17 protein-coding genes are annotated in these 24,308 nt (G+C 70.5%); 9 read left to right on the forward strand and 8 right to left on the reverse strand.

Annotated elements, in window-relative coordinates; translation table 11 throughout:
• Position 1 precedes the first annotated feature (1 nt).
• Together KGD87_RS33435 and KGD87_RS33440 are read right to left on the reverse strand one after the other, a co-directional pair.
• Positions 2-700 (reverse strand): response regulator transcription factor, encoded by a 699-nt coding sequence (locus KGD87_RS33435; protein WP_284664982.1) that lies wholly within the window; start codon positions 698-700, stop codon positions 2-4.
• A complete protein-coding gene (locus KGD87_RS33440; protein WP_284664983.1) occupies positions 697-2,226 on the reverse strand; it encodes a sensor histidine kinase in 1,530 nt (509 codons plus the stop codon). The genes KGD87_RS33435 and KGD87_RS33440 overlap by 4 nt, the downstream gene beginning before the upstream one ends.
• A gap of 249 nt (positions 2,227-2,475) precedes the next feature.
• Between KGD87_RS33440 and KGD87_RS33445 the strand changes: the two genes are divergently transcribed.
• Positions 2,476-4,485, forward strand: a complete 2,010-nt coding sequence (locus tag KGD87_RS33445) for a c-type cytochrome (RefSeq protein ID WP_284664984.1) — start codon at positions 2,476-2,478, stop codon at positions 4,483-4,485.
• Positions 4,486-4,510: 25 nt separating this feature from the next.
• On the opposite strand, the gene KGD87_RS33450 is transcribed toward KGD87_RS33445, so the two are convergent.
• Entirely contained in the window at positions 4,511-5,110 is a 600-nt protein-coding gene (locus tag KGD87_RS33450; protein WP_350100653.1) for a hypothetical protein, read from the reverse strand.
• Positions 5,111-5,292: 182 nt separating this feature from the next.
• Between KGD87_RS33450 and KGD87_RS33455 the strand changes: the two genes are divergently transcribed.
• Together KGD87_RS33455 and KGD87_RS33460 are read left to right on the forward strand one after the other, a co-directional pair.
• The gene (locus KGD87_RS33455; RefSeq protein ID WP_284664986.1) at positions 5,293-6,222 is read left to right on the forward strand and encodes a hypothetical protein; all 930 of its coding nucleotides are present in this window, start codon (positions 5,293-5,295) and stop codon (positions 6,220-6,222) included.
• 11 nt (positions 6,223-6,233) lie between these two features.
• Positions 6,234-7,241, forward strand: a complete 1,008-nt coding sequence (locus tag KGD87_RS33460) for an NAD(P)H-dependent glycerol-3-phosphate dehydrogenase (protein WP_284664987.1) — start codon at positions 6,234-6,236, stop codon at positions 7,239-7,241.
• 7 nt (positions 7,242-7,248) lie between these two features.
• Here KGD87_RS33460 and KGD87_RS33465 read toward each other — a convergent pair whose 3' ends face one another.
• Positions 7,249-7,674 (reverse strand): hypothetical protein, encoded by a 426-nt coding sequence (locus KGD87_RS33465; protein ID WP_284664988.1) that lies wholly within the window; start codon positions 7,672-7,674, stop codon positions 7,249-7,251.
• 47 nt (positions 7,675-7,721) lie between these two features.
• Positions 7,722-9,374: a GTPase HflX gene (gene hflX, locus KGD87_RS33470; RefSeq protein ID WP_284664989.1), complete on the reverse strand. Its 1,653-nt coding sequence runs from the start codon at positions 9,372-9,374 to the stop codon at positions 7,722-7,724.
• A gap of 121 nt (positions 9,375-9,495) precedes the next feature.
• Between hflX and proB the strand changes: the two genes are divergently transcribed.
• Positions 9,496-10,629: a glutamate 5-kinase gene (gene proB / locus KGD87_RS33475; protein ID WP_284664990.1), complete on the forward strand. Its 1,134-nt coding sequence runs from the start codon at positions 9,496-9,498 to the stop codon at positions 10,627-10,629.
• 4 nt (positions 10,630-10,633) lie between these two features.
• Here the strand turns inward: proB and KGD87_RS33480 are convergent, their stop codons facing one another.
• Positions 10,634-11,104, reverse strand: a complete 471-nt coding sequence (locus KGD87_RS33480; RefSeq protein WP_176409270.1) for a hypothetical protein — start codon at positions 11,102-11,104, stop codon at positions 10,634-10,636.
• 312 nt (positions 11,105-11,416) lie between these two features.
• On the opposite strand from KGD87_RS33480, the gene KGD87_RS33485 reads away from it, so the two are divergent.
• The 5 genes from KGD87_RS33485 (at position 11,417) to acnA (ending at position 19,201) form a co-directional block, all read left to right on the forward strand.
• The gene (locus tag KGD87_RS33485) at positions 11,417-12,439 is read left to right on the forward strand and encodes a helix-turn-helix transcriptional regulator (RefSeq protein WP_284664991.1); all 1,023 of its coding nucleotides are present in this window, start codon (positions 11,417-11,419) and stop codon (positions 12,437-12,439) included.
• On the forward strand, positions 12,436-13,365 hold the full coding sequence (locus KGD87_RS33490; protein WP_284664992.1) for a helix-turn-helix transcriptional regulator: 930 nt from the start codon (positions 12,436-12,438) through the stop codon (positions 13,363-13,365). The genes KGD87_RS33485 and KGD87_RS33490 overlap by 4 nt, the downstream gene beginning before the upstream one ends.
• Positions 13,366-13,371: 6 nt before the next feature.
• Positions 13,372-14,943, forward strand: a complete 1,572-nt coding sequence (locus tag KGD87_RS33495) for an FHA domain-containing protein (RefSeq protein WP_284664993.1) — start codon at positions 13,372-13,374, stop codon at positions 14,941-14,943.
• Positions 14,944-15,082: 139 nt separating this feature from the next.
• A complete protein-coding gene (gene clsB, locus KGD87_RS33500) occupies positions 15,083-16,345 on the forward strand; it encodes a cardiolipin synthase ClsB (protein ID WP_284664994.1) in 1,263 nt (420 codons plus the stop codon).
• Positions 16,346-16,486: 141 nt separating this feature from the next.
• A complete protein-coding gene (acnA, locus tag KGD87_RS33505; RefSeq protein WP_284664995.1) occupies positions 16,487-19,201 on the forward strand; it encodes an aconitate hydratase AcnA in 2,715 nt (904 codons plus the stop codon).
• A gap of 97 nt (positions 19,202-19,298) precedes the next feature.
• Here the strand turns inward: acnA and KGD87_RS33510 are convergent, their stop codons facing one another.
• Positions 19,299-19,721, reverse strand: coding sequence for a GTP pyrophosphokinase (locus KGD87_RS33510; RefSeq protein WP_284664996.1), 423 nt, complete (start codon positions 19,719-19,721; stop codon positions 19,299-19,301).
• A gap of 68 nt (positions 19,722-19,789) precedes the next feature.
• Positions 19,790-24,274: a pilus assembly protein gene (locus KGD87_RS33515; RefSeq protein ID WP_284664997.1), complete on the reverse strand. Its 4,485-nt coding sequence runs from the start codon at positions 24,272-24,274 to the stop codon at positions 19,790-19,792.
• Positions 24,275-24,308: the final 34 nt, after the last annotated feature.

Here is a 24,308-nt window from a genome sequence, read left to right on the forward strand (position 1 = left end):
GTCAGCGCTCGAAGCGGTAGCCCAGCCCGCGCACGGTGAGGAAGTGGCAGGGGGCTTCCGGGTCGGGCTCGAACTTCAGGCGCAGCTGGCGCATGAAGTTGTCCACGGTGCGGGCGCTGCCTTCGTAGTGGTAGCCCCACGCGCCGGACAGCAGCTCCTCGCGGGTGAAGGTGCGCCCCGGGTGCGCGAGGAAGTGCGCCAGCAGCTTGAACTCCTGCGCGGTGAGCTCCACGGGGGTCCCCGCGCGCGCCACCGTGCGGGCGGCCATGTCCACGCTCACGTCGCCGAACGTCACCGGCGGCGGCGCGCCCGCCCCCGCGGATGGGTAGCGCCGGCGCAGCACGGCCTTGATTCGGGCCAGCAGCTCCTGGAGGCCGAACGGCTTCACCACGTAGTCGTCCGCGCCCAGGTTGAGGCCGACAATCTTGTCCGTCTCCAGGCCCTTGGCGGAGAGCACGACGACGGGCGTGTCCCGGCCGCGCTGGCGCAGCTCCTTGAGGACCTCGAAGCCGTTGAGCTCCGGCAACATGATGTCCAGCACCACCAGGTCCGGTGACTCGTCCAGCGCGCGCGCCAGTCCCGTGCGGCCATCCTGCGCCTGGAGCACCTCGTAGCCCTCGAAGCGCAGGTTCATGGACAGGCCCGTGAGGATGGACAGGTCATCCTCCACGACCAGGATGCTCCGTGTCTTGTCGCTCATGCCTTCCCCGCCGGCAGGTGGATGGTGAACCGGCTTCCCTTGCCTGGCTCGCTCTGCACGGAGATGCGGCCTCCGTGGGTTTCGATGATGCGCCGGGCAATGGCCAGCCCCAGCCCGCTGCCTTCCGTCCTGCGCGTCAGCAGGTTGTCCACGCGGTAGAAGCGCTCGAAGATGCGCTTGCGCTCCTTGGGAGCAATGCCCATGCCGTTGTCCTCCACCGACAGGTCCACGCCCTTGCCGCTAGCCCGGGCCTGGAGGGTGATGCGGCGGTTGTCCGGCCCGCTGTACTTGTAGGCATTCTGCAGCAGGTTGAGCAGCGCGCCGGCCACCGCGGCCCGGTCCACGTCCAGCTCGGGCAGGCCGTCCGGCACCTCCACCGACAGGTCCACGCCGTCCTCCATGCGCTGGATGCGGAAGGCCTCCACCGCCGCGTCCACGAGCTCCGGCACCGGCACGATTTCGCGCTGATACACCTTGCGCCCACCTTCGATGCGCGCCCAGTCCAGCACGCGCTCGACGAAGATGGACAGGCGCTCCGTCTCGCGCATCAGCAGGGTGAGCACCTCCTGCATCTGCGCCGGGTCCTTCAGCCGCCCCAGGGCCAGGGTTTCGATGAACATGCGGATGGACGTGAGGGGCGTGCGCAGCTCGTGGCTCACCAGCGACACGAAGTCCGTCTTCATCCGCGACAGCTGCGCCTCGCGGTAGAGCGCGCGGCCGGTGTAGACGACGCCGAAGGTGAGCGTCAGGTAGAACAGGCCCAGCAGCACGCCGTACAGCACGCGGTTGCGAGTGGACGCGCGCGCCACCGGGTCTTCGCCGGTGGGCAGCACCACCATCCGGAAGTCCTGGAGGGGTGAGGGCAGCACGCGCTCCGCCAGGCCCGTGGGCCCCATGGCGCTGGCGCGCGCCTGCGCCACCTCCGACACCAGGCGCCCCATCAGCCCGCCCTCGGAGGGCTCCCGGGGCACGGGTAGCAGGGCGAAGCGCACTGGCTCGCTGGACACGGCTCGGGAGTCCACGCGCTCGGCCAGCAGGGCCTCCAGCGTCTGCACCGACAGCCGCACGCCGTGCACCACGTTGCCGCGTCGCTCGGCGGCCACCAGCACCGCGCGTCCGCCCGCGGTGAGCGAGAAGACGGTGGGCTCGGTGGGCAGTCCGCCTGCTTCTGGCAGCACGGTGATGAGCGCCTCCTCCAACTGGGTGTCCCGGGTGCGGACCTGGCCATCCTCCAACTGGAAGGCGCCGTTCGGCTCCGACACGGGCTGCCCGTCGGGGAGGATGAACTGGAGCTGGCCATTCACCGGCGCCAGGCGCGCCGAGCCGAGGAGGCCCGGCAGCTCCTCCGACAACGACTCCAGGGTGCCCCGCCAGGCGGCCTCCAGCCGTTTCTCCACGGCCGCGCGCTCGTTGATGATGGCCACCACCCCGAAGCCGGACAGGCCGGCGGAGGGCACCACCACCAGGACGATGAGCAGCGCGAACGTGCGCCGGAAGTTGAGGAAGCGGGGCGGAGTGCGGGACACGGCCCCCCTCCTTTACTCCCACCCGGCGCTACACGCTCGTGGCGTTTCATCCACGCCCGCGCCAGGGAGTGTCCACCACCCACCCGGGGTGTGTGCGGACGGCATCGACTTCAGGTGTGTTCTGGTGCAAGCATGGGTGGCAGCGGGGCAGGCGTGCGACGTGGGCCGGCCGCCTTCTTCCCCGCTGAGGACGCGGCCGCCCGGCGTCGGGTGGGTGGGACGGGCCGCCGCGAGGAAGGGAACCCCTCCATGAGACGGACGGTCCTGGCCACGGTGCTGGCCTCGATGCTCGCGCTGCCGGCGTGTGAAGACCGCGATGCCCAGGCGACCTGGACCCAGGCGTCGGGCTCGGTGGCGCTCAGCCGGGATGACGCCTTTCTCTACGTGGTGGACTCGGACAACGGCGTCCTCGCCGTGGTGGACACGGCGCGGCGTGAAAAGGTGGGCGAGGTGAAGGTGGGCCTCCTCCCCGAGCGCGTGGCGGTGGGGCCGGACGACACCGTCTACGTCTCCAATCGCGGCTCGCGCAGCGTGTCCGTCATCCGCCGGGGTGACTGGAGCGAGTCGGCCCGCGTCGCGGTGGGCGTGGAGCCCATGGGCCTGTCGGTGTCGCCCGCGGGGGACACGCTGTACGTGGTGAACAGCACCGCGCTGGCGACGTCGAGCCATGGCTCGTTGATGGCGGTGGACACGCGCTCGCTGGCGGTGCGCTGGGAGCTGCCGGTGGGGGATGAGCCCCGAGGCATCGCGCTGGCGCAGGGTGGCAGGCGCGCGCTCATCACCCGCTTCCGCCAGGGCGACCTGGTCTCCGTGGACCTGACGGACGCGGACCGGCCCCGCATGGCGCGTGAGCAGACGGACCTGTACGCGCGCGCCAACGTCCGGGACGACGTGGCCGCGTCCCCGGACGGGCTGCCGCCGCTGCCTTCGACCGCGGACATCCGCTTCCAGCCGCGCGGCATGTCGAGCGTGGCGGTGACGCCGGATGGCGCGCGCGCGCTGGCGACCGTGATGTGGGCCCGGGAGGACCCGCTGTCTCCGGACGGGTCGCCGACCCCGCCGTCGGGGGGCTCGCTCTACGGCGGCGGCGGGCCCTGCAACACGGGCGGCGTGGTGGCCCCAGGGCTGGTCACCTTCGACACGGACACGGGCACGCCCCGGGTGGATGACCTGGACCGGTGCCGTCCGCCGCCGGACCTGTCACCGGACTTCCCGCCCTCCACCATCATCAGCCCGGAGCTGACGCACCCCATCCAGGGGCCGGTGGCGGCGGTGGTGGACCCGACGGGCCTCTGGGCCTTCGTGGTGAACCGGGAGACGGACAACGTCGCCATCATCCCCACGGGGCGCCGTTCGGGCTCGGACCTGATGGCGGGCCTGGGCAGCACGGTGCGCCAGTTGGTGCGCGTGGGCTCCGGTCCCACGGGCATCGCGATGACGCGGGATGGGCGCAAGGCCTACGTCTACAACGCCTTCGACCACACGGTGACGACGCTGGTGAGCGACGGCGCGGGTGGCACCGCCAACGTGCGCGTGGACGGCGCGCCGCTGCCCATCGCCGGGGACGTGCTGGCGCCCAACGAGGTGGCGGGACGCAAGCTGTTCTTCAGCGCGCTGGACTCGCGCATGGCCAGCAGCTCGGTGGGCGCGTCGTGCGCGAGCTGCCATCCCGATGGCCGCGAGGACGGCCACGTCTGGGGCTTCCCGGACGGGCCTCGCCAGACGCCCAGCCTCGCGGGCCGGAGCATGACGAAGACGGGCCCGTTCCACTGGAGCGGCGAGTTCTCCACCATGCGGGACTTCCTCGACGCGACGGTGCGCCACCGCATGGGCGGGACGGTGCTGGACGGCGTCATGGTGGCGCAACTGTCCGACTTCATCGACGTGCTGCCCGCGCCGGACAACCCGCACAGGGCCGACGTCTTCACCGACGCGCAGACACGCGGCGAGGCCGTGTTCCGCAAGGCCGCGTGTGACACCTGCCACGGCGGGGCGCACTTCACCCTCAACACGCAGGCCGACGTGGGCACCTTCGTCACCACGGGGCCGCTCCAGGATGACCCGGAGGTGCGCAAGCAGGGGCTCAACACGCCGTCGCTGCTGGGGCTGGCCCGCACCGCGCCGTACCTGCATGACGGCAGCGCCGTGTCGCTGAGGGACCGGTTGATGCAGGGCCGCGAGTCGAACCAGCACGGCGTGACGGCGCAGCTCACCGACGCCGAGGTCGACGACCTGGTGGAGTACCTGCTCACGCTGTAGGGGGAGGGGGCCTGTCCGGTGGGCCTCAGGGCGCGCCGGAGTCCCCCGCGTCCGCTTCACCGGCGTCCGCGTCCTGGGCACCGGGTGTCCCCGCGTCGAGCGCGGCGGGCGTGGTGGCGGTGAGCGCCGAGCGCGCCACCTCCACGGCCCGTTCCGTCTCACCGCCCAGCCAGGTGACGACGACCGCGCAGTCCGTGTCGTCATCCCAGGCGAGCACCTGGGACATTCCCTGCGCGGGCGCGCGCCGCACCGCGGCACGGCCCAGCGCGGGCACCGCCACGCCGCCGGCCTGGAGGGTGGGGGCCATCAACGCGTGGATGTCCGACTGCGCGTAGCGGGCGTTGCAGTCCCAGGTGACGGAGACAGCGAGGCCGGGCTCGGCGTCCGAGCGGAAGCTGCACAGCGGTCCACAGGTGGGGCAGGCGCGCTCCTGCTTCATGGTGAAGCCGGGGAGCATCAGCTCGCGGTCGTCCAAGGGCAGCAGCACCTCGCAGTCCGGGAGCGCCGCGCGCTCGCCAGGGGGCGCCGAAGCGCCCGCGTCCACCGGGGGTGGGTCGGAGGGGCGGCTTCGGCACGCCGCCAGTGCCAGTGTCATGAACAATGCCGCGCGCCCTCCAGCCCTCATCCCGTGTGACTCCCGTGTGCGCCTGCTGAAGCGGCGCGGATGGTAGACCGGAGGATGCCTCGCGCGGCGACGTTTCCCGCAGGCCGCTGACCGCTTCCGGACGCAGGCCCGTTCAGGCCGCCGAGCGGGCGGGCTTGTCTCGTGCCTTGTCCACGCGTCGGACTAAGCTGAGGCGCCCCGCCATGCGCTCCGCCCCTTCCCTACCCCTGCTCGTGCTTGCCCTGGTGGGAGACGTCCAGGCGCGTCCCGCGGAGCCTCCCCCACGCAACCCGGCGCCGGACACCTCGTGGGCACAACCCGGCGAGGTCTCCGCGCCCGCTCGCAACGAAGCGCCAGACGACGCGGCCTGGGAGTCCTTCCCGGGGGCCACCGCCGTCCCCGAGGCCGAGGAGGCGGCCACGCTGCCCCGTTTGCCCGAAGTCCCGCCGCTGGTGCCCGCCGACGAGGCCGCCGTCCCCGAAGCGCCCCGGACGCCGCCGGTTCTCGTCAGGCCGCCGTCCGTCCCCAACCGGGTGAGCCTGCTCGGCGCCCGGACCGTGGGGACAGGGGGCCTGGCCGCGGGCCTGGCCCTGGGCTTTCCCATCGTGTCCGCGCGGGTCGCCGTGGGCGTCCACCGCCGCGTGGACGTGCTGGCTGGCGTGGACAGCGCCTACGGGCTGATGAACGAGCTGCGCGTGGGCGCGCGGTGGATGGTGCTCGACGGCGGGCCTCGGTGGAGCGTGGGCGTGGCGGTGGAGGGCAGCCACGCCTTCTTCCTGCGGCCCGCGAGCGTGGAGGACCGGGGCGCGCGCTACTACAGCGGGCGCCGCAACTGGAACGTGCTGCCCGGCCTTGTCGGCAATCTCCAGCTCGCGGGCGCCCGCGCGCCGCGGCTGTTCCTGGACGTCCGCTACCTGATGGCGCTGGACACCGAGCCCATTCAAGGGGTACCGCTGGGCGGCCTGCCCCCCGACGTGGCGCTGTCCGGCGCCTTTCCGGTGCGATTGGGCGCGGAAATCCCCGTGAGTGAGAAAACGTCCTACGCTCTGACGATTGGCGGGGACATCCGCACCCGGCCTGACGAGACGGACTTCATGCCCGTCATCACCTTTGGCGTCGTGACTGGTTTCTAGCGAGGTCTTCCATGCGTGGCAGTGTCATCGGCTCCGGCTCCTTCGGTACCGCCCTGGCGAACGTGCTCGCGGTCAATTGCGAGGAGGTTCGTCTGTGGGGCCGCGAGTCCTCCGTCGTGGAGGCCATCAACGCGCAGCACGAGAATCCCACCTACCTGAAGGGCATCCCCATCTCGGAGCGCGTGCGCGCCACGAATGACCTCCAGGAGGCGCTCGCGGGCGCGGAGCTGGTGGTGCTGGCCACGCCCAGCCACGCCACGCGCGAGGTGGTGGCGAAGGCCCAGGCGTACCTGCCGCGCCATGTCCCCATCGTCACGGTGTCGAAGGGCATCGAAAACGGGACGCTGCTGACGATGACGGAGCTCCTGGAGGACTGCCTGCCGGAGGAGTTCCACCCGTACCTCGCGGTGCTGTCCGGCCCCAGCTTCGCCAAGGAGCTGGCGCGGCGCATGCCCACGGTGGTGACCATCGCCTCGCACTGGGACAAGGTGGCGCTGCGCTGCCAGAAGGCGCTGCAGACGGAGACGTTCCGCAGCTACACGTCCACGGACGTGGTGGGCGTGCAGTACGGCGGCGCGCTGAAGAACGTCATCGCGATTGCCGCCGGCATGGCGGACGGCCTGGGCATGGGCCACAACGCGCGCGCGGCCATCATCACCCGCGGCCTGGCGGAGATTACGCGCCTGGCGGTGCGCAAGGGCGCCAACCCGCTGACGCTCTCCGGCCTGTCCGGCATGGGCGACCTGGTGCTGACGTGCACCGGCGAGCTGAGCCGCAACCGGCACGTGGGCATGGAGCTGGGCAAGGGCCGCAAGCTGCCGGACATCCTCGCGGACATGAAGGAAGTGGCCGAAGGCGTGAAGACGGCCCGCAGCGCGCACGAGCTGGAGCTCAAGACGGGCGTGGAGCTGCCCATCTGCCACCAGGTGTACCTGATTGCCCACGAGGGCAAGAGCGCGCGCTCGGCGGTGGTGGACCTGATGACGCGCCAGCCGAAGTCGGAGCTGGCGGGCGTCTGAGCGGCCTTCAGAAGCGGCGCGGCGCCGCGTCCGGCGTGGCGCCGCGGACGCGCCACACGGTGAGCCGCTGGGAGTTGGTGTGGCTCACCACCAGGCCCTCCTGCTGCATCTGCTCCAGCAGGCGGTTCGTCTTGAGCCGGTCCAGCCCCACGGACTTCGACAGCAAGTCACCGGGCATGCCGCTGATGTTGCGGCGCAGCTCGTTGACGATGGCGCGCTTGAACTCGTTCTTCTGGAGGCCGTCCAGGTCTTGCGTGCGCCACGCCTGGAGGACACCCGCGGCGATGATGACCAGCGTCAGAATCGCCAGCACGGGGTAGATGATGTGACTGTTCTGCTCCAGCAGCTCGAAGTACTTCGGAGACAGCGAGGACACAGGCTTCGCGTAGTCAGCCTGGGCCAGCAGCAGGGGTGTGAAGAATGGAGTCGACACGGCCCCCCGACTCTACGGGGAGCCGTGCCTGCCCGGCAACCGCGGGCTCAGACGGCGCCGATGGCCGCGGTGGCGCCCTCGGCGAACAGCGTGGTGTCCGCCTTGGCCAGCAGCGTCGCCAGGCCCTCGCGCGTCGCGGCGCTGATGGCCACGCCGCCCCGGGTGCGCAGCAGCACCTCCACTTCGTCTGGCGGCAGCAGGTCCGCCTTGTTCCACACCATGAGGCGGGGCTTCTCCATCAAGTCGAGTGACTCGAGGATGTTCTCCACCGCCTCCACCTGCTCGTCGCGGGCGGGGTCCGCCGCGTCCACGACGTGGAGCAGCAGGCTGGCGTCGTACAGCTCCTCCAGCGTGGCGCGGAAGGCGGCGACCAGGTCCTTGGGCAAGTCGCGGATGAAGCCCACCGTGTCGGTGATGATGACCTCACGCTCCTGCGGGAAGCGCAGCCGCCGGCTGGTGGGGTCCAGCGTGGCGAACAGCTTGTTCTCCGCCAGCACCTCGGCGTTCGTAATCGCGTTGAGGAGCGTGGACTTGCCGGCGTTGGTGTAGCCGACAATGGAGATGACGGGCAGCTCGCGCCGGTTGCGCTGGGCCCGGCGCACGCTGCGCTCCTTGCCAATCGCGTCGATGCGCTTTTCCAGGTGGGTGATTCGCTCGCGCACGCGGCGGCGGTCGATTTCCAGCTTCGTCTCACCCGGGCCACGTCCGCCAATGCCGCCCATGAGCCGGCTGAGCGAATCGTCGCTCTGCACCAGGCGCGGCAGCCGGTACTTCAGCTGCGCCAGCTCCACCTGGAGCTTGCCCTCGGCGCTCTGCGCGCGCTGCGCGAAGATGTCCAGGATGAGCTGTGAGCGGTCCAGGACCTTGAGGCTGGTGGCCTCGCCGATGTGCCGGCCCTGGGACGGGGTGAGGTCCTTGTCGAAGATGAGCAGGTCCACCATGGACTGCATGGAGCGCAGGTTGAGCTCCTCCAGCTTTCCGCGTCCGATGAGGTAGCGCGGGTCCGCCTCGCGCTTCACCTGCAGCACGGAGTCGATGACCTCCACGCCCGCGGTGCGCGCCAGCTCCTTCAGCTCCGCCAGGCTGGACTCGGCCAGGGCGCGGTTGCCGTCCAGGCACACCGCCACGAGGATGGCCTTCTCCCGGCCGCCCACCTTGCGTGACGCCGCCTTGCGGTTGAACTCCTCCTCCAGCGCGCCCAGCGTGTCCATGAGGTCCGGCTGCACTACGTGGACGGAGGGCAGCGTCTCGACGTGCCAGAATTCGCCGGAGCTGTTCTCTGGAACGAGGTAGGCGTAGTGCAGGACGCCGGGCAGGCCGTCGTGGCCCACGCCAATGGCCGCCACGCAGTCCAGGCGCAGCAGCGCGAGGTCCGTGAGGTCGTCCTTGGTGAGCGGCTCGCTCTTCAAGTGGGTGTGGACCAGGCGGAGGCCACGCAGACGCACCTGGCCCGCGCGGGCGCGGCCGATGTCCGGCAGCTCGAGCTTGTGGGCGCTGCCCACGATGACGTGCTCGATTTCGCCCTTCCGGTTGACGAGCACACCCACCTGCCGGTTCGTCTCACGCGACAGCTCGGTGAGGTGCCGGGCAAGCTCAGGCGACACGATTTCGTGCGGTGGGACGCGCCGGCGGAAGGTGTTGCGCAGGCGGTGCTGCTCGCTCGACTTGAGGCCCAGGGTGTTGCCGTAGATTTCCTTCAAACCGTGCGCTCCTGGCGGAGGCGTTGGGCCCCCACCTTTTCCGGACGACTCTATGACTGCCGCTGTGAGGAAAACACGCCGGACGCGCGCGTCTTCCATTTCTGACCTACGCTGACGCCCCGTGAGTTCGATTTCCACGGGACGCACCGCCCTGCGCGCCGCCCGGCGGGTGGTGGTGAAAATCGGCACCAACGCGCTGACGAACGCCACCGGGCGGTTCAATCGTCAGCACTTCGATGCGCTGGGCCAGGACTTGTTGTGGGCCGCGCAGGGCCGCGAGCTGGTCGTGGTGTCCAGCGGGGCCATCGCCCTGGGGGTCGAGCGGCTGGGCCTGCCCTCGCGCCCTCGCGACATCCCAGGCAAGCAGGCGTGCGCGGCGGTGGGGCAGAGCCGGCTGATGCAGGCCTACGAAGAGGCCTTCGCCGCGCGCGGGAAGGCGGTGGCCCAGGTGCTGCTCACCCACGAGGATGTGCAGGAGCGCCGGCGCTACCTCAACGTGAAGCACACGCTGGAGCGGCTGCTGACGGCGGGCGTCGTCCCCGTCATCAACGAGAACGACACCGTCTCCGTGGACGAGCTGAAGTTCGGTGACAACGACACGCTGGCGGGCCTGGTGGCCGGCGTGGTGGACGCCGACGCGCTCATCCTGCTGTCGGACGTGGAGGGCCTCTACACCGGTGACCCCTGGCGCGACGCGAACGCGGAGCTGGTGACCACGGTGATGCAGGTGACGCCAGAGGTGTTGGCGCTCGCCACCGGCACGAGCAGCGGGGTGGGGACGGGCGGCATGAGCACCAAGGTGCGGGCGGCCGCGCGCGCCTCTGAATCCGGCATCCACTGCGTGATTACGTCCGGCGCCGTGCCCGGCCGCCTGCGCGCCGTCCTGGAAGGCGCGGACGTGGGGACCCTCTTCGAGCCCACGGGCAGCCGCCGCAGCGCCCGCGCCGCGTGGATTGCCCATGCCCTGCGCGCACGCGGGACGCTCACGGTGGATGCCGGCGCGCGCGAGGCCATTGTCACCGGCAAGCGCAGCCTGCTGCCCAGCGGCGTGCGCGGCGTGGAGGGCGACTTCGGGCGCGGAGACCCGGTGGACCTGGTGGACGCGGAGGGCACCGTGTTCGCGCGGGGGCTGGCGGCCTACGACGCCAACGAGCTGCGACGCATCGCCGGACACCACACGGCGGACATCGAAGCGGTGCTGGGCTACCGCTACCTGGACGAGGCCGTGCACCGCGACGACCTGGCGGTGCTGTAGCCGGTCAGATGGACGAGGTGGACAGCGACTTGCCGCAGCTTTCGCCCAACTGCATGAGCGCGCGGAACTCCGGCGAGTCCACCTTCATCAGCAGCAGGGAGACCTCGAGCTCCCCGGGCACGCGGCCGAGCTGGAGCTTGCGCTCCTGGCCGTGGAGCAGCGCCAGCTCGGAGTGGCCCTTCGCCTCGGGGAGGAGTAGGTCCAACTGGAGGAGGAACGACTGGCCTTCGGCCCTGGGCGTGAGGACCAGCCGGTAGTCGGGCAGGGGCGCTCCGGGGCGGCGGCGCTCGGCGCGAAGGGTGCGGCCCGTCTCACCCAGCAGCTTGGGCTGGGCCACCAGGCGCCCGTCGCGGCGGACCTCGACGGCGAAGTAGAGGGGCTCCGCGCGCACGGGCGCAGGCGCGGCCATGCTCGTGACGCCCACGAACATCGCCAACCCGGCCACTACATTACGGACGAGGGTGATGCCGCTCATCGTGAGTCCCTTCAGAGGCTCCGCTCGCCGCGTCGGCCACGCGGCATCCGGACAGGCATGGCCCGTCCGCGTCTCCTCCACTTCCACGGAATGGTGCAGCAATAACCCAGATCATGCCCGCCGTGCGAGCCCCCCGCCCAAGTCCTTGTCCGCTGGAATGAGGATGGCCGCACCCACAGGCGATTACCTGCTTGTCTGTTCAGTTGCATCCGGCTATCTCGCGGACGCGGGCGGACCGCTCACCTGTTTCCCACCCACACGTCCACTTCTTGACCCCCCCGGGTCCGCCCGGCATCGTCGCCGACCTTCCCAATGGACCGCACCGAACGCATCCTCGACCTCGTGGCCCTTCTGCTCGACGCGCGCGAGCCCATCTCCTGGGCCGAGCTGCGCGAGCACTTCCCTGGTGACTACGGCGGCTCCGATGATGCCGCCGAGCGCAAGTTCGAGCGCGACAAGGCGGAGCTCGTGGAGCTGGGCTTTCCGCTGACGTACGCGCAGGGCGATGACGAGCGGCGGGACGGCTACCTCGTCGACCGGGACGCCTACTACCTTCCGGAGGCGGACCTCTCCAAGGAAGAGCTGGCCGTGCTCTATGCCGCTGGCTCCGCGGCGCTGGCGTCGGGCGCCTTCCCGGGCCGGGACGACCTGGCGCACGCGCTGCGGAAGATCGGCTTCTTCGCCGGTCAATCCCTGCCCACCCCCCGGGTGCGCATGGAGCTGGGCTCCGTGCATGAGGGCCAGGAGAAGGAGGTCTCCGCGCGCCTGGAGCAGCTCTGGGATGCGTGCGCGGCCCGCAAGTGGGTGGACCTGACGTATGCCAGCCCCAAGCAGGCCGGCACCACGCAGCGGCGCGTGGACCCGTTTGGCCTGGCGCTGCGCCGCGGCGCCTGGACGCTGGTGGGGTACTGCCACCTGCGCAAGGACCTGCGGACCTTCCACGTCCACCGGATTCGCGAGCTGAAGGTGAACACGGCGCGTCCGCGCACGCCGGACTTCCAGGTGCCGGCGGACTTCTCGCTGGAGGCCCACGTGGCGTACTTCCCGTGGCAGCACCGCTTCCATGAGCAGGTGGAGGTGGTGCTCCACCTGTCGGGCACGCTCGCCTCGCGGGCCGCGAGCCTGCTGCCCGGCGCCACGCTGGAGCCCGCGGAGGCGGGGGCGGTGCGGGCGCGGCTGCCGGTGACGTTCGTGGATGGCCTGATGCGCTTCTGCCTGGCGCTGGGGCCGGACTGCCGCGTGGAGGGCCCGGAGCGGGCGCAGGCGCGCCTGCGGGAGATGGCCTCGCGCATCGTGGCGTGCCACGACGATTCGCTGGACAAGGTGAGCGCATGAGCAACGTCCACGAGCGGCTCCGCCGCCTGCTGTTCCTGGTCCCCTACGTCTCCAAGCACCCCGGCGTCACGGTGGACGCGCTCGCGCGCGCCCTCAACGTCAGCCGCGAGGACCTGCTGGAGGAGCTGGACCTGCTCACCTGCGTGGGCCGGCCGCCCTTCAACCCGGACGACTACATCGACATCTACGTGGACAACGACCGCGTCTACGTGGACCTGGACCAGCGCCTGTTCGCGCCGCCCCGGCTCACGCCGGGCGAGGCCGCGGCGCTGGCCGCGTCGGCGGAGCTGCTGCGGCCGGCCACGGGGGACGCGCTGCAGAGCGCCCTGGAGAAGCTGGAGCGCGTGCTGCCGCCCGCCACCCGCGAGCGCTACCGGGAGATGTACCGGAAGATTGATGCGTCCACGGAGGCGCCCCAGGCCCTGGGGCCGCTCACCCGCGCCATCATCGAGCGCCTGGAGGTGACGTTCGGCTACGCCAGCCCCGGCCGGTCGCCGGAGCCGCGCACCGTGCGCCCCTACGAGCTGCTCAGCCACCGGGGGCAGTGGTACCTGCAGGGCTACTGCCACACCCGGCAGGACGCGCGCCTGTTCCGTCTGGACCGGATGGAGGACATCCTCGTCACGGACGTGTCCTTCCAGCCGCCCGCGGACGCCCGGGCGGACGTGCCCAACCCGGCGCGGGGCTTGAAGGATGCCACGGTGCGTGTGCGCTTCTCCCCCGTGGCCGCACCCTATGTGAAGGAGCGCTTCGGCCAGGACGCCCGCCCGCTCGCTGACGGGGGCGTGGAGGTGCTGGTGGCGGGGGACAGCGAGCGCTGGCTCACCCAGTGGGTCCTGTCCTTCGGTGGCGAGGCGCAGGTCATGGAACCGCCCTCCGCGCGTGCGGCCGTTGCCCGAGCGGCGCGGGCCTCTGTAGGATTGTGACCCCCCATGCCTTTCCAGCTGACGATCTCCGAGGGTAGAGAAGCCGGTAAGGAGTTCGTCTTCGACCAGGACTCCGTTCTCATCGGCCGTTCGACGGATTGTGACGTCGCGCTGTTCGACCCGGGTGTGTCCCGGCGCCACTGTCGCATCTTCCTCGACGGTGATGCCTACGCCGTCGAGGACCAGGGCAGCGCCAACGGGTCGCTCGTCAACGGCAGCCCGGTGAAGACGCAGGTGCTTGAGGACGGCGACAAGCTGACCCTGGGGCCGGTGACGTTCATCTTCGGCATGCTGACGGACGAGCCGGCCACGGGCGAAGAGGAGCTGCCCGCCGGTGCCCAGGAAGGCGATGGCAGCACGCGCATCGTCTCCCTGGACTCCCTGAAGCGGCAGCGCAACAAGGGCGTCGCGCTGGCCCCGGACGGTGCCGACCAGGAGGCGCTGAACGAAATCCGAGAGGGCGCCACCCGCTCCAACCTGCAGGCCCTGCGCCCCGTGTCCCAGGGGCAGAGCGGCTCACGGCCGGCGGCCATCGAGCGCTCGGCGCCCGCGGCGCCTCCCGCGAGGCGGCCGGCCAGTTCGCCCCCGCCGGCCCGGGCCCGTCCGGCGCCGTCCGCGTCGGGGGGTGGGGGCCTGTCCGCGGCGGAGCGCGCGCGCATCCGGCGTGAGTCCCCCGGCGTGGTGTCCAGCGCGAAGCTCTTCTGGGCGGACGCCAGCCAGGGCGTGCGCACCGGCATCATCGGCGGCGGCGTGGCCATGGTGCTCGCGCTGTTCGGCGTCCTCTACTGGCTGGTGCTGAGCGGCGAGGACGGCCAGCCGGTGGGCGAGGAGCCCATGATGCTCAGCGGCCAGCCCATCCGCGAGTCGTTCGGCCTGGGGCCGGGCGTGACGTGGGAGCGCGCGGACATGAAGGTCTTCGAGTGGGAGTACACCGCCGCCACGCGCGCGGTGGTCATCCTCCACTACCAGGCCCAGGGCATCTCCAAGGATGAGGTCGTGGTGAGCGTCAACGGCGTGGACGTGGGCAAGGTGCCGCCCGACACGCTGGCCAGCCAGGACCGCTCCATCGAGCTGATGATTCCGGCGCAGCACCTGAAGAAGGGCGAGCCCAACCGCATCATCTTCGACAACGTGAAGAATCCGCCGGGCGAAGACCCGTGGACCATCTGGAACATCTGGGTGGAGCGCGCGCTGCTGCCGGACCTGCTGCCCGAGGAGCTGGTGCGCGAGGCCACCGAGTACCACAAGCGGGGCTTGAAGCACTTCCAGACGCCGGACATCGGCGCTCGCAACCGCTACGAGGCCTGGAAGTCCTTCCGCGTGTCGTGGCTGATGCTGGAGGCCCACCCCGAGCCGAAGCCGGACCTCTACTACGACGCCCAGGAGCGCATGAAGGCGGCGCAGCAGGAGCTGGACCGCACCTGCTCCAAGCTGCTGCTGGAGGTGGAGGGCTACTACAACCAGGGCAACTACAAGAGCGCCTCCGCCACCCTGGACCACGTGAAGGAGTACTTCCCGGAGTTCGACCAGCCGTGCGCCACCCGCGCGGACGCCAAGCGCGCGGAGTACGGCCTCTAGGTGCACGCCACGGCTTTCCGGTGTTCGTGAAGTCACGGGCTTGTCCCGTCGGCTTCCGGACACCGGCTGGCACGGGAAGCCAGGCTGCGAAGCGGCTCGGGTTGCCAGGGCTCGCGGGCATCCGCACCGTTGGGAGGCCATGCGTGAGCCGGAGGCGTTGACCGAGCAGGCTGGGGAGGCGGACACGGGCGCGCCGCGGCGCGCGCCCACGCCCCCGGGGCCCGTGCCGGAGCATGGGCCGGTGTGGAGCCCCAACGTCTCCGGGCTGCTCCTGTCGCGCTACTACCTGCCTCGCCGCCACGCGGTGGTGCAGGGCAACGCCTGTCAGTTGCTCCGTGACGGCGTGGAGGCCTACCCGGCGATGCTGGAGGCCATCCGCCAGGCGCGCCGCTATGTCCGCCTGGAGACGTACATGTTCGTCTCCGACGCCGTCGGTGAGCGGTTCGGCGAGGCGCTGGCGGAGGCGGCCGAGCGCGGCGTGCACGTGAAGGTGCTGTACGACGCGGTGGGCTCGTGGACGAGCCGCCGGAGCTTCTTCACCGGGCTGCGCGCGCGGGGCGTGGACATCCGCGCCTTCAAGCCCTTCAGCCTGTCACGCGGGCTGCGGCACCTGCTGCGGCGGGACCACCGCAAAATCCTGGTGGTGGACGGTGAGGTGGCCTTCACCGGCGGGGTGAACATCTCCGCCCACTGGGCGCCCGCGGAGCTGGGCGCGGCGTGGCGGGATGACGTGCTGCGCATCGAAGGGCCGGCCGTCCACGAACTGGAGCGGTGTTTCTCCGCCACGTGGCGGATGATGTTCCAGGGCCGCTTCCACCGGTTGACGCGGCGGCTGGAGCGCCTGCGCAACCCGCCGCCCCGCCGCGGCTCGGTGGGGCTGGCGGTGTTGTCCAGTCGGCGAAGCATCCACCGGTCCTATCTGCACGCCATCCGCCGGGCCCGGCGCAGCGTGCTGGTGGCCGCCGCCTACTTCATCCCGGACCGCCGCATGGTGATGGCGCTGCGTGAGGCGGCCCGGCGCGGGGTGGAGGTCCATCTGCTGCTCAACGCTCGCAGTGACCACCCCCTCCTGGAGTTCATGGCCCGGGCCTTCTACGAGCGGCTGCTGGTCGCGGGCGTCCGCATCTTCGAATGGCAGCGCGGCGTGCTGCACGCCAAGACGGCCGTGGTGGACGGGGTGTGGGGCACCATCGGTTCGTTCAACCTGGAGCGCCTCAGCCTGGCCTTCAATCACGAGGTGAACGCGGTCTTCGCCGACGCTCGTTTGGGACGGCAACTGGAGGACTCCTTCCGCACCGACTGTGGGGACTGCCGCGAGGTGACGCTGGCGGAGTTCCGCCGCCGGCCCCTGTGGCAGAAGCTGCTGGAGCGGGCACTGTCTCTGCTTCGCAGAATCATTTGAGCCACGCCTGCCCACCCCTCGGCGGGGCGCGTCCCGCGGCTCGAATCGTCCGGCCTTCAATGCGCTCGCAGGAACCCTTTGCAACGCGTCAAAGGGGGGCCTAGAAGTTGCCGCATCCCGCGCAAGGAAGGACGGCAACACATGACCGACAGTTTCGGCACGAAGTCCCAGCTCAAGGTGGGTTCCGCCACCTACGACCTCTTCAGCCTGGGCAAGCTGGCCAAATCCCACCCGGCGGTGAACCGCCTGCCGTTCTCGCTGAAGGTCCTGCTGGAGAACCTGCTGCGGCACGAGGACGGCCGCGTGGTGAAGCGCGAGCACGTGGAGAAGATGCTGGCCTGGGACCCCAAGGCCACCCCGGACGTGGAGATTTCCTTCCACCCGGCGCGCGTGCTGCTCCAGGACTTCACGGGCGTGCCCGCGGTGGTGGACCTGGCGGCCATGCGTGAGGCGCTGTCCTCCATGGGCGGCGACCCGGACAAAATCAACCCGCGCAACCCGGCCGACCTGGTCATCGACCACTCGGTGCAGATTGATTCCTTCGCGACGTCCGCCGCGTTCAAGGAGAACGCCGAGCTGGAGTTCGAGCGCAACCGTGAGCGGTACGCGTTCCTCCGCTGGGGTCAGAGCGCGTTCAAGGGCTTTGGCGTGGTGCCGCCGGACATCGGCATCTGCCACCAGGTCAACCTGGAGTTCCTGGCGCACGTGACGTTCCGTCAGGGCAGCACCGTGTACCCGGACACGCTGGTGGGCACCGACAGCCACACCACGATGATCAACGGCCTGGGCGTGGTGGGCTGGGGCGTGGGCGGCATCGAGGCGGAGGCCGCGCTGCTGGGCCAGCCGATTACCATGCTGATTCCGCAGGTGGTGGGCTTCAAGCTCGCTGGCAAGCTGCCCGCGGGCGCCACCGCCACGGACCTGGTGCTCACCGTCACGCAGATGCTTCGCAAGAAGGGCGTGGTGGGCAAGTTCGTGGAGTTCTACGGCAGCGGCCTGAAGAACCTGTCCCTGCCGGACCGGGCCACCATCGCGAACATGGCGCCCGAGTACGGCGCCACCATCGGCTTCTTCCCGGTGGACGAGGAGAGCCTCAACTACCTGCGCTTCACCGGCCGGCCGGACGACCTCGTCGCCCTCACGGAGGCCTACGCCAAGGAGCAGGGCCTGTGGCGGCGTGACGACGCCGAGGAGCCCCTCTTCAGCGACACGCTGGAGCTGGACCTGTCCACCGTGGTGCCCAGCCTCGCCGGCCCCAAGCGCCCGCAGGACCGCGTGCCCCTCAAGGACATGAAGTCCGGCTACGAGAAGTCGCTGGTGGAGATGCTGTCGGCCGGCAAGAGCAAGGGCGGGGACGAGGGCAAGGCCGCCGCCGCGGTGCCTCCCGAGCGCCTGGCCCAGACCGTCACGGTGAAGAACGGCCGCCAGAGCTACCAGGTGGGCCACGGCGCGGTGGTGATTGCGTCGATTACGTCCTGCACCAACACCTCCAACCCGGCGGTGCTGGTGGGCGCGGGCCTCCTGGCGAAGAAGGCCGTGGAGCGCGGCCTCAACCCGAAGCCGTGGGTGAAGACGTCGCTGGCTCCGGGCAGCCGCGTGGTCAGCGAGTACCTGCGCGACGCCGGCCTGCTGCCCTACCTGGAGGCCGTGGGCTTCCACATCGTGGGCTACGGCTGCACCACATGCATCGGCAACTCCGGTCCGCTGCCGGAGCCCGTGGCCAACGCCGTCACCGAGGGGGACCTCGTGGTGGCCGCGGTGCTGTCCGGCAACCGCAACTTCGAGGGCCGCATCAACCCGCACGTGCGCATGAACTACCTGGCCAGCCCGCCGCTGGTGGTGGCCTACGCGCTGGCTGGCGAGGTGGGCATGGACCTGGACAACGCGCCGCTGGGCACCGACCCCAACGGTCGTCCCGTGTTCCTGCGCGACATCTGGCCGTCCAACGAGGAGATTCAGGAGGTCATCCGCACCTGCGTGAAGCCGGAGCAGTTCCGCAGCCAGTACGCCAACGCCATGGAAGGCGACGCGCTCTGGCAGCAGCTGCCGGTGGGCAAGGGCGCCACCTTCCAGTGGGACGACGCGTCCACCTACGTGCGCAAGCCGCCCTTCTTCGAGAACCTGCCGAAGGAGCCCAAGCCCGCGCAGGACATCCATGGCGCGCACGTCATGGCGCTGCTGGGTGACTCCGTCACCACGGACCACATCTCCCCCGCGGGCAACATCGCCAAGGCGAGCCCGGCGGCCAAGTACCTCATGGCCAACGGCGTGGAGCCCAAGGACTTCAACTCCTACGGCGCGCGCCGCGGCAACCACGAGGTGATGGTGCGTGGCACCTTCGCCAACATCCGCCTCAAGAATCTGCTGGTTCCGGGCGTGGAGGGCGGCGTCACCGTCCACATCCCCACGCGCGAGCGGATGAGCATCTACGACGCGTCCATGAAGTACCAGGCGGAGGGCACGCCGCTGGTGGTGCTGGCGGGCGCGGAGTACGGCACCGGCTCCAGCCGTGACTGGGCGGCCAAGGGCACCATGCTGCTGGGCGTGAAGGCCGTCATCGCCAAGAGCTTCGAGCGCATCCACCGCTCCAACCTGGTGGGCATGGGCGTGCTGCCGCTCCAGTTCGAGGCGGGCCAGGACGCGGCGTCGCTGGGCCTCACCGGCCACGAGAAGTTCGACATCACCGGCGTGGCGCAAGACTTGGCGCCGCAGAAGAAGCTCACCGTGAAGGCCACGGGTGAGAGCGGCACCAAGGAGTTCACGGTGGTGTGCCGCATCGACACGCCGAACGAGCTCGACTACTACCGCCACGGCGGCATCCTGCAGTACGTGCTCCGCCAGCTGGCCAAGGCCTAGCGCGGAGTCGAAGAAGCCGGCGCCCTGCTTTCCTCGGCGGGCGCCGGTAGCACCGCGGCCCGGAGTGTCCCTGGTGGCGCTCCGGGCCGTGGTGTCTTCAGGGCTCGCGCAGGCGGGCCCAGGCGGCGCGGTAGCGGGCCAGACGCTCGGCGTCCCTGGGCGTCACCGCGGCCAGCCGCCGCACGTCCATGTTGTCTTCCAGGTCCGCCAGCTTCACGCGGCGGGCGAGCGCCAGCGGGCGCAGCCGTTCGATGAAGGCCTCGTACGTCTCGTCCTGGCGGCGGGTGAGCGCGTCCAGCGCGCCCAGGACGGCTTCCGGGTAGCCCAGCTCGCGCAGGCGCTCGAGCGTGTAGGGCGTGTCCTCCACCACGTCATGGAGGATGGCAACGGTGCGCTCTTCGTCGGTGTCCAGCCGCATCATCACCCGCAGCGGGTGGAGGATGTACGTCTGACCGGCCTTGTCTCGCTGGCCGTGGTGCGCGGCCACCGCGAGCGCGATGGCGTCTTCGAGTGTGGGCATGCCCGTCTTCTAACGCCGGCCGCCCTCCCCAGGCGAGCTGGAGAGGGCGGCGGCGGGCCTTCACGACATCACGGCAGGCAGCGGGCCGCGTCCTCGTGACGGCAGGCGTGCTGCTCCTGGGTGAGGGGCAGCTCGTACACGTTGCGCAGCACCTCGCTGTTCTCCGACACGTCCACGGAGGTGGCCTGGCGCTGCCCGGGCTCCTGCATGATGGCGCTGTATTTCACGCTGCCCGTGGGCGAAATCATCACCGCGGTGGCGGGCTCGGGCGGCGGCGACAGCACCGCGCGCTCCTGGAAGCGCGCGTTGTCGAAGGACGCGGCGCAGTTGGGCAGGCCGCTGAGGAAGTCCGCCTGGTAGAAGCGGGCCCGGGCCGCGGTGCTGCTGCACACCTCGCCGTCCTGCGACGGGTAGATGACGTTCCACAGCGTGCAGCTGGCCACCGTGGCCGCGCCGCCCGCCGTCTTGTGGGTGTGGTTGTCCGTGTACTCCAGCATCCACCCCGGGCTCTCCGGCGCGGCGCCCGTCGCGGAGCAGGCCCCGGACGCGTCGCAGGTGATGTTCGTCACGTCCACCAGGTCGCCGCTGGTGTCGTTGTCGCCCGTGCGGTCGCTCAGGCGCTCCGCGTCGAACTGGCTCGCCGTCATGGGGCCCTCCGCGGAAACAGCGGTGGCGTCCTCGGCGAACATCTGCCCGGTGACGCCGTACACGCGCACGCCGTAGAAGCGGTTCTTCCCGATGGCGTTGACGCTGCGGGTCAGCTCCAGGTCCGCGAAGTTGGGCGCCACGTTGCTCACGTCGAGGCAGCGGAAGTTGCCCGCGGCGTCCTTGCCGCACTCCACGCGCGCGGGGCTCATGGAGGTGTAGTCCTGGGGCGCTCCCGGGCAGGCGCGGGCCTCGTGCCGGGTGAACCGGGCAGACACCACCGTCTGGCCCGGGTCGCCGCAAGCGGGTTGTGACGCCGTCCCGCGCGTCAGCGTGGATTGCGCCAGCCCTCGCTGCGTCCACTGGTGCCGCGACTGGGTGATGTTTTCGCCGATGCGGTCCACGCGGTAGTCCACCTCCACGTTGCCGCACCCGTAGCGCGCGCAGGCCTGCGGGTTGTCGAAGCGGCAGATGCCGGCCTGGTCATCCAGCAGCGCGTAGCGGTCACCCGTGCCGACGAGCGCGCGCATGGCGCCCGTGCCCGGCTGGATGCCGATGGAGGGCACGTAATAGAAGGGCCACGTCCGCGTCAGGCTGGTGCCCGGGACGCCCGAGGGGCCCACGGAGTCCCGGTCCATCTGGAAGGCGCGCGCGGCGCTCCAGTTGCGGATGAGCCGCGTGGACGGGTCCAGCGCGCCGGGCACGGACATGCGCGCCACCCAGAGCTGGCCGCGCATGTCGCCGAAGACGGCCGTGTCGAAGAAGCCATCCTGCTGCACGTTGCCCGCCACGCCGTAGTCCACCAGCGCCACGGGCGCCGCCACGCTGTGGGTGAGGTGCCGCGCGGGGCCGTGCTGCTCGCCGGTGGCGTTCGGGTCGTATTCGAACTTCCACCACAGGTTGTCGGTGCGGCCATTCACCTCGGGGGACCACGCGTCCACCATGTAGATGCCGCGGCCCTTCTCCTGGCCGGGGGACCAGCCGCCCGACAGGGCCACCATCCACCGCTCCTGGGTCTCCACGTTGTAGCGGGACACCGCACCGGGCGCGGTGCCCGCCTCCACCAGCACGGGGCCAATGGGCGGCGGCTTGGGGCTGAGCGAGAAGAGCGTCTTGCCGAAGAGGGCGGCCTCCGGGGAGTCCGGCTGCGGGTACATCCACTGCATCCGGGGCGCGCCGAAGCGGCCGGTGCCCGCGTCCGCGCGCAGCTCCAGCGCCAGGTAGTGCACGCCGCCGCGTCCCTCCGAAATCACCGCCATCGTGTGGTACTCGTCGGACTGCTTGATGCCGTCCGCCTGCGAGCCGCCCGAGCCGTCCGCCCACACGTCGCGCACCATGATGTCGCCGTCCACGTAGTACTGGTGGCCATTGGCCATCTCATGCAGGCGCGACAGCAGGTCCGGCGGGATGAAGGCCCACTCCTCCTCGCCGGTGCTGGGCGCGTACTCAATCATGGGCATGCCGCCCTCGCAGTTGTCGCCGCTGGCGGTGCTGTCGCGGAAGGCGTGCAGCATGCCGTCGTTGGCGCCCACCAGCACCAGCTTGTCCCGGCGGCGGTAGCGGTGCAGGTACGCGTCATACGCGTCCACCTCCACGGTGTTGCCGCAGCGGCTGATGTTCTCCGTGGCGAGCGGCGTGGGCGACACGCCCAGTTGCTGGCTGTAGAGCGTGCGCGTGCACTGATTGCTCATGCCCAGGTTGCACAGGAACTTGTCCATGGGTGGCTCCACCAGCACCGGCGCGGAGTGGAAGATGTCGCCCAGCACGGAGCGGCGCACCTCGATGCGGTTGTTGTTGCCGTCCTCGTCCGCCAGGTCCTGGCCGCGCACGTACTGGATGAGCGTGCGCACGCAGAGGTCGTCCAGCCAGGTCTGCGTCTGCGTCAGGCTGGTGAAGCCGGGCACCGTGACGCTCATGGCCGCGGCGGCCTGCTGCGGCGTCAGCCGGAGGCCTGTCATCAACGTGCCCGGGTCGATGTCCAGGGGGATGAGCGACTGCACCTTCGGACAGACGGGGGTGCCGAGGATGCCGAAGTAGCTCTTCAGCGCCTCGCGGTTTTCCACGGTGAACTCGATGGGCGTCGCCGTGTTGTCCGCGGCGGTGATGCGCCCGTCCTGGTTGCTGTCCGTCACCGTGTAGATTTTCCGGCTGTTCAGCGTCCGCGCCATCAGCGCGCGGCGCGCCTCCCAGAACTGATTGGCCGGGGTGCTGCCGCCGTCCTTGACGAAGTTGCCAGACGTGTCCTCGACGACGATGTCGCCATCCCGGTCCACGACGAAGATGTCGTCCATGTCCCCGTCGCCATTCTTGTCCACGCCCTCCACGAACTCGTTGAACTGGTTGAAGCGCCACAGGTCTCCGCGCCAGGCGCTGTCACCCGACGCGGGCGACATGCGCGGCATCAACGCGCTGAGCGTGGAGCTGCCCGTCTGGAACGAGGAGATGGCCGCCGCGGCGAACGCGACGTTCCGGTTCTGCACGTCGTCGACGATGGACTGGAGCGCCGTCTTCAGCTGGCTGGAGTTGGTGGCCGCGTAGAAGCGCCCGCCGCCCGCGTCCGCGGTGACACGCAGCAGGTTGATGGCCTGCGTGTTCGTCAGCGCGAAGCCCACGGTGTAGGTGGCCACCTGCTGCGCCCCATCCAGCTCCGGCCGCAGGTCATGCGTCCACATCCACTTGGCGATGCGGTGGATGTGGCTGCTGGAGCCGCCGCTGTTGTTTCCCTGGCCGGCCGCCGCGCAGTTGTTGCAGGGGACTTCGAGGTTCCGCACCTGGGAGGGCACCTGGGCGGAGTCGCCGCTGGGCTCGTTGGGCTCACCGTCCGTGAGCAGAATCATGGCGTTGAAGCCGCAGGTGAAGCAGGTGGCGGCCCGTCCCGGCGAGTCTTCGTCGTCGAAGTCCGAGTCACGCAGGTAGCCGCTGCCGAACCAGCCGGGGAACGGGTCGCTGCCGGCGGAGCGGAAGTAGGTGCTGGCGCCCCACATGGCCTGCGTCAGCGGCGTGCCGGTGTTGAACTGCAGCCCGCGGTTCATCTTGAGGAGCAGGTTGTTGCGGTGGTTGTCACGCTCCGCGCCGCTGAGTGACTGGTCACACCGGGGACCGAAGCGCTCGAAGCGCACCACGTCCTGGTTGTCCCACTTCACCGTGTTGCTGGCGGCGCTGCTCGCGGAGAACGTCACCACGCCGAAGCGCGTGCGCTCCGAGTCCTTGAGCACCTGGCTGATGACGTTGACGGCGGAGTGGCCGCGCGGTGAGTAGAAGTTGAGGAAGTTGCCCGACGCGACACGCCGACTGGATGTGTGCTGGAAGTAGCCCTTCGTCGCGAGGCACTGCGCGCACGCGGCGCGCGCGGCGGGCCGGTTGCCGCCGTTTCCGGTGCCCACCAGGTTGGCGCATGCCGCCGCCGCGTTGTCGCTGATGACGGTGTTGGGCGGTGGCTGGTCGAAGCGCACGGGGTTGAGGTTCATCCCGAAGCTTTCCTGGTTGTTGCCGCCGCTCCCGTCGAAGCGGTAGTAGCTGGTGGGTACGAACCAGGGCGAGTCCTGGTTGGTCAGCGACAGCCACATGCGCGGGTACTCGACGTTGGCGTCGTAGTTCAGCTCGTCGATGTTTCCCTGCCGGCAGCCGGGGAACTGCCCGTTCCCGTTTTCGGCGTAGCTGTAGTCGTCGTTGTTGCTCCAGGCGATGGGCCACCAGGCCATGGAGCCCGACGTATCCAGGATGAGCAGGATGTTGGGCGGGCCGCTGGGGCTGGTGAAGAAGCGCTCGTCGCTGCCGCGGGCGGGGTTGAGCAGCGCGTCCAGGCGGGAGGTGGACTGCAGGCTGCATGACGCCGGGTCCTGCGCGAGCGCGCCAGGGGCGGCCAGCAGCACGGACAGGGCCGTCAAGGTGGAGAAGAGTGCCTTCATGGGGGGGGCTCTCGGGGAAGGGCGGTGTCGAAGG

The sequence above is a fragment of the Myxococcus sp. SDU36 genome (assembly GCF_030168875.1).
GTDB lineage: Bacteria > Myxococcota > Myxococcia > Myxococcales > Myxococcaceae > Myxococcus > Myxococcus vastator.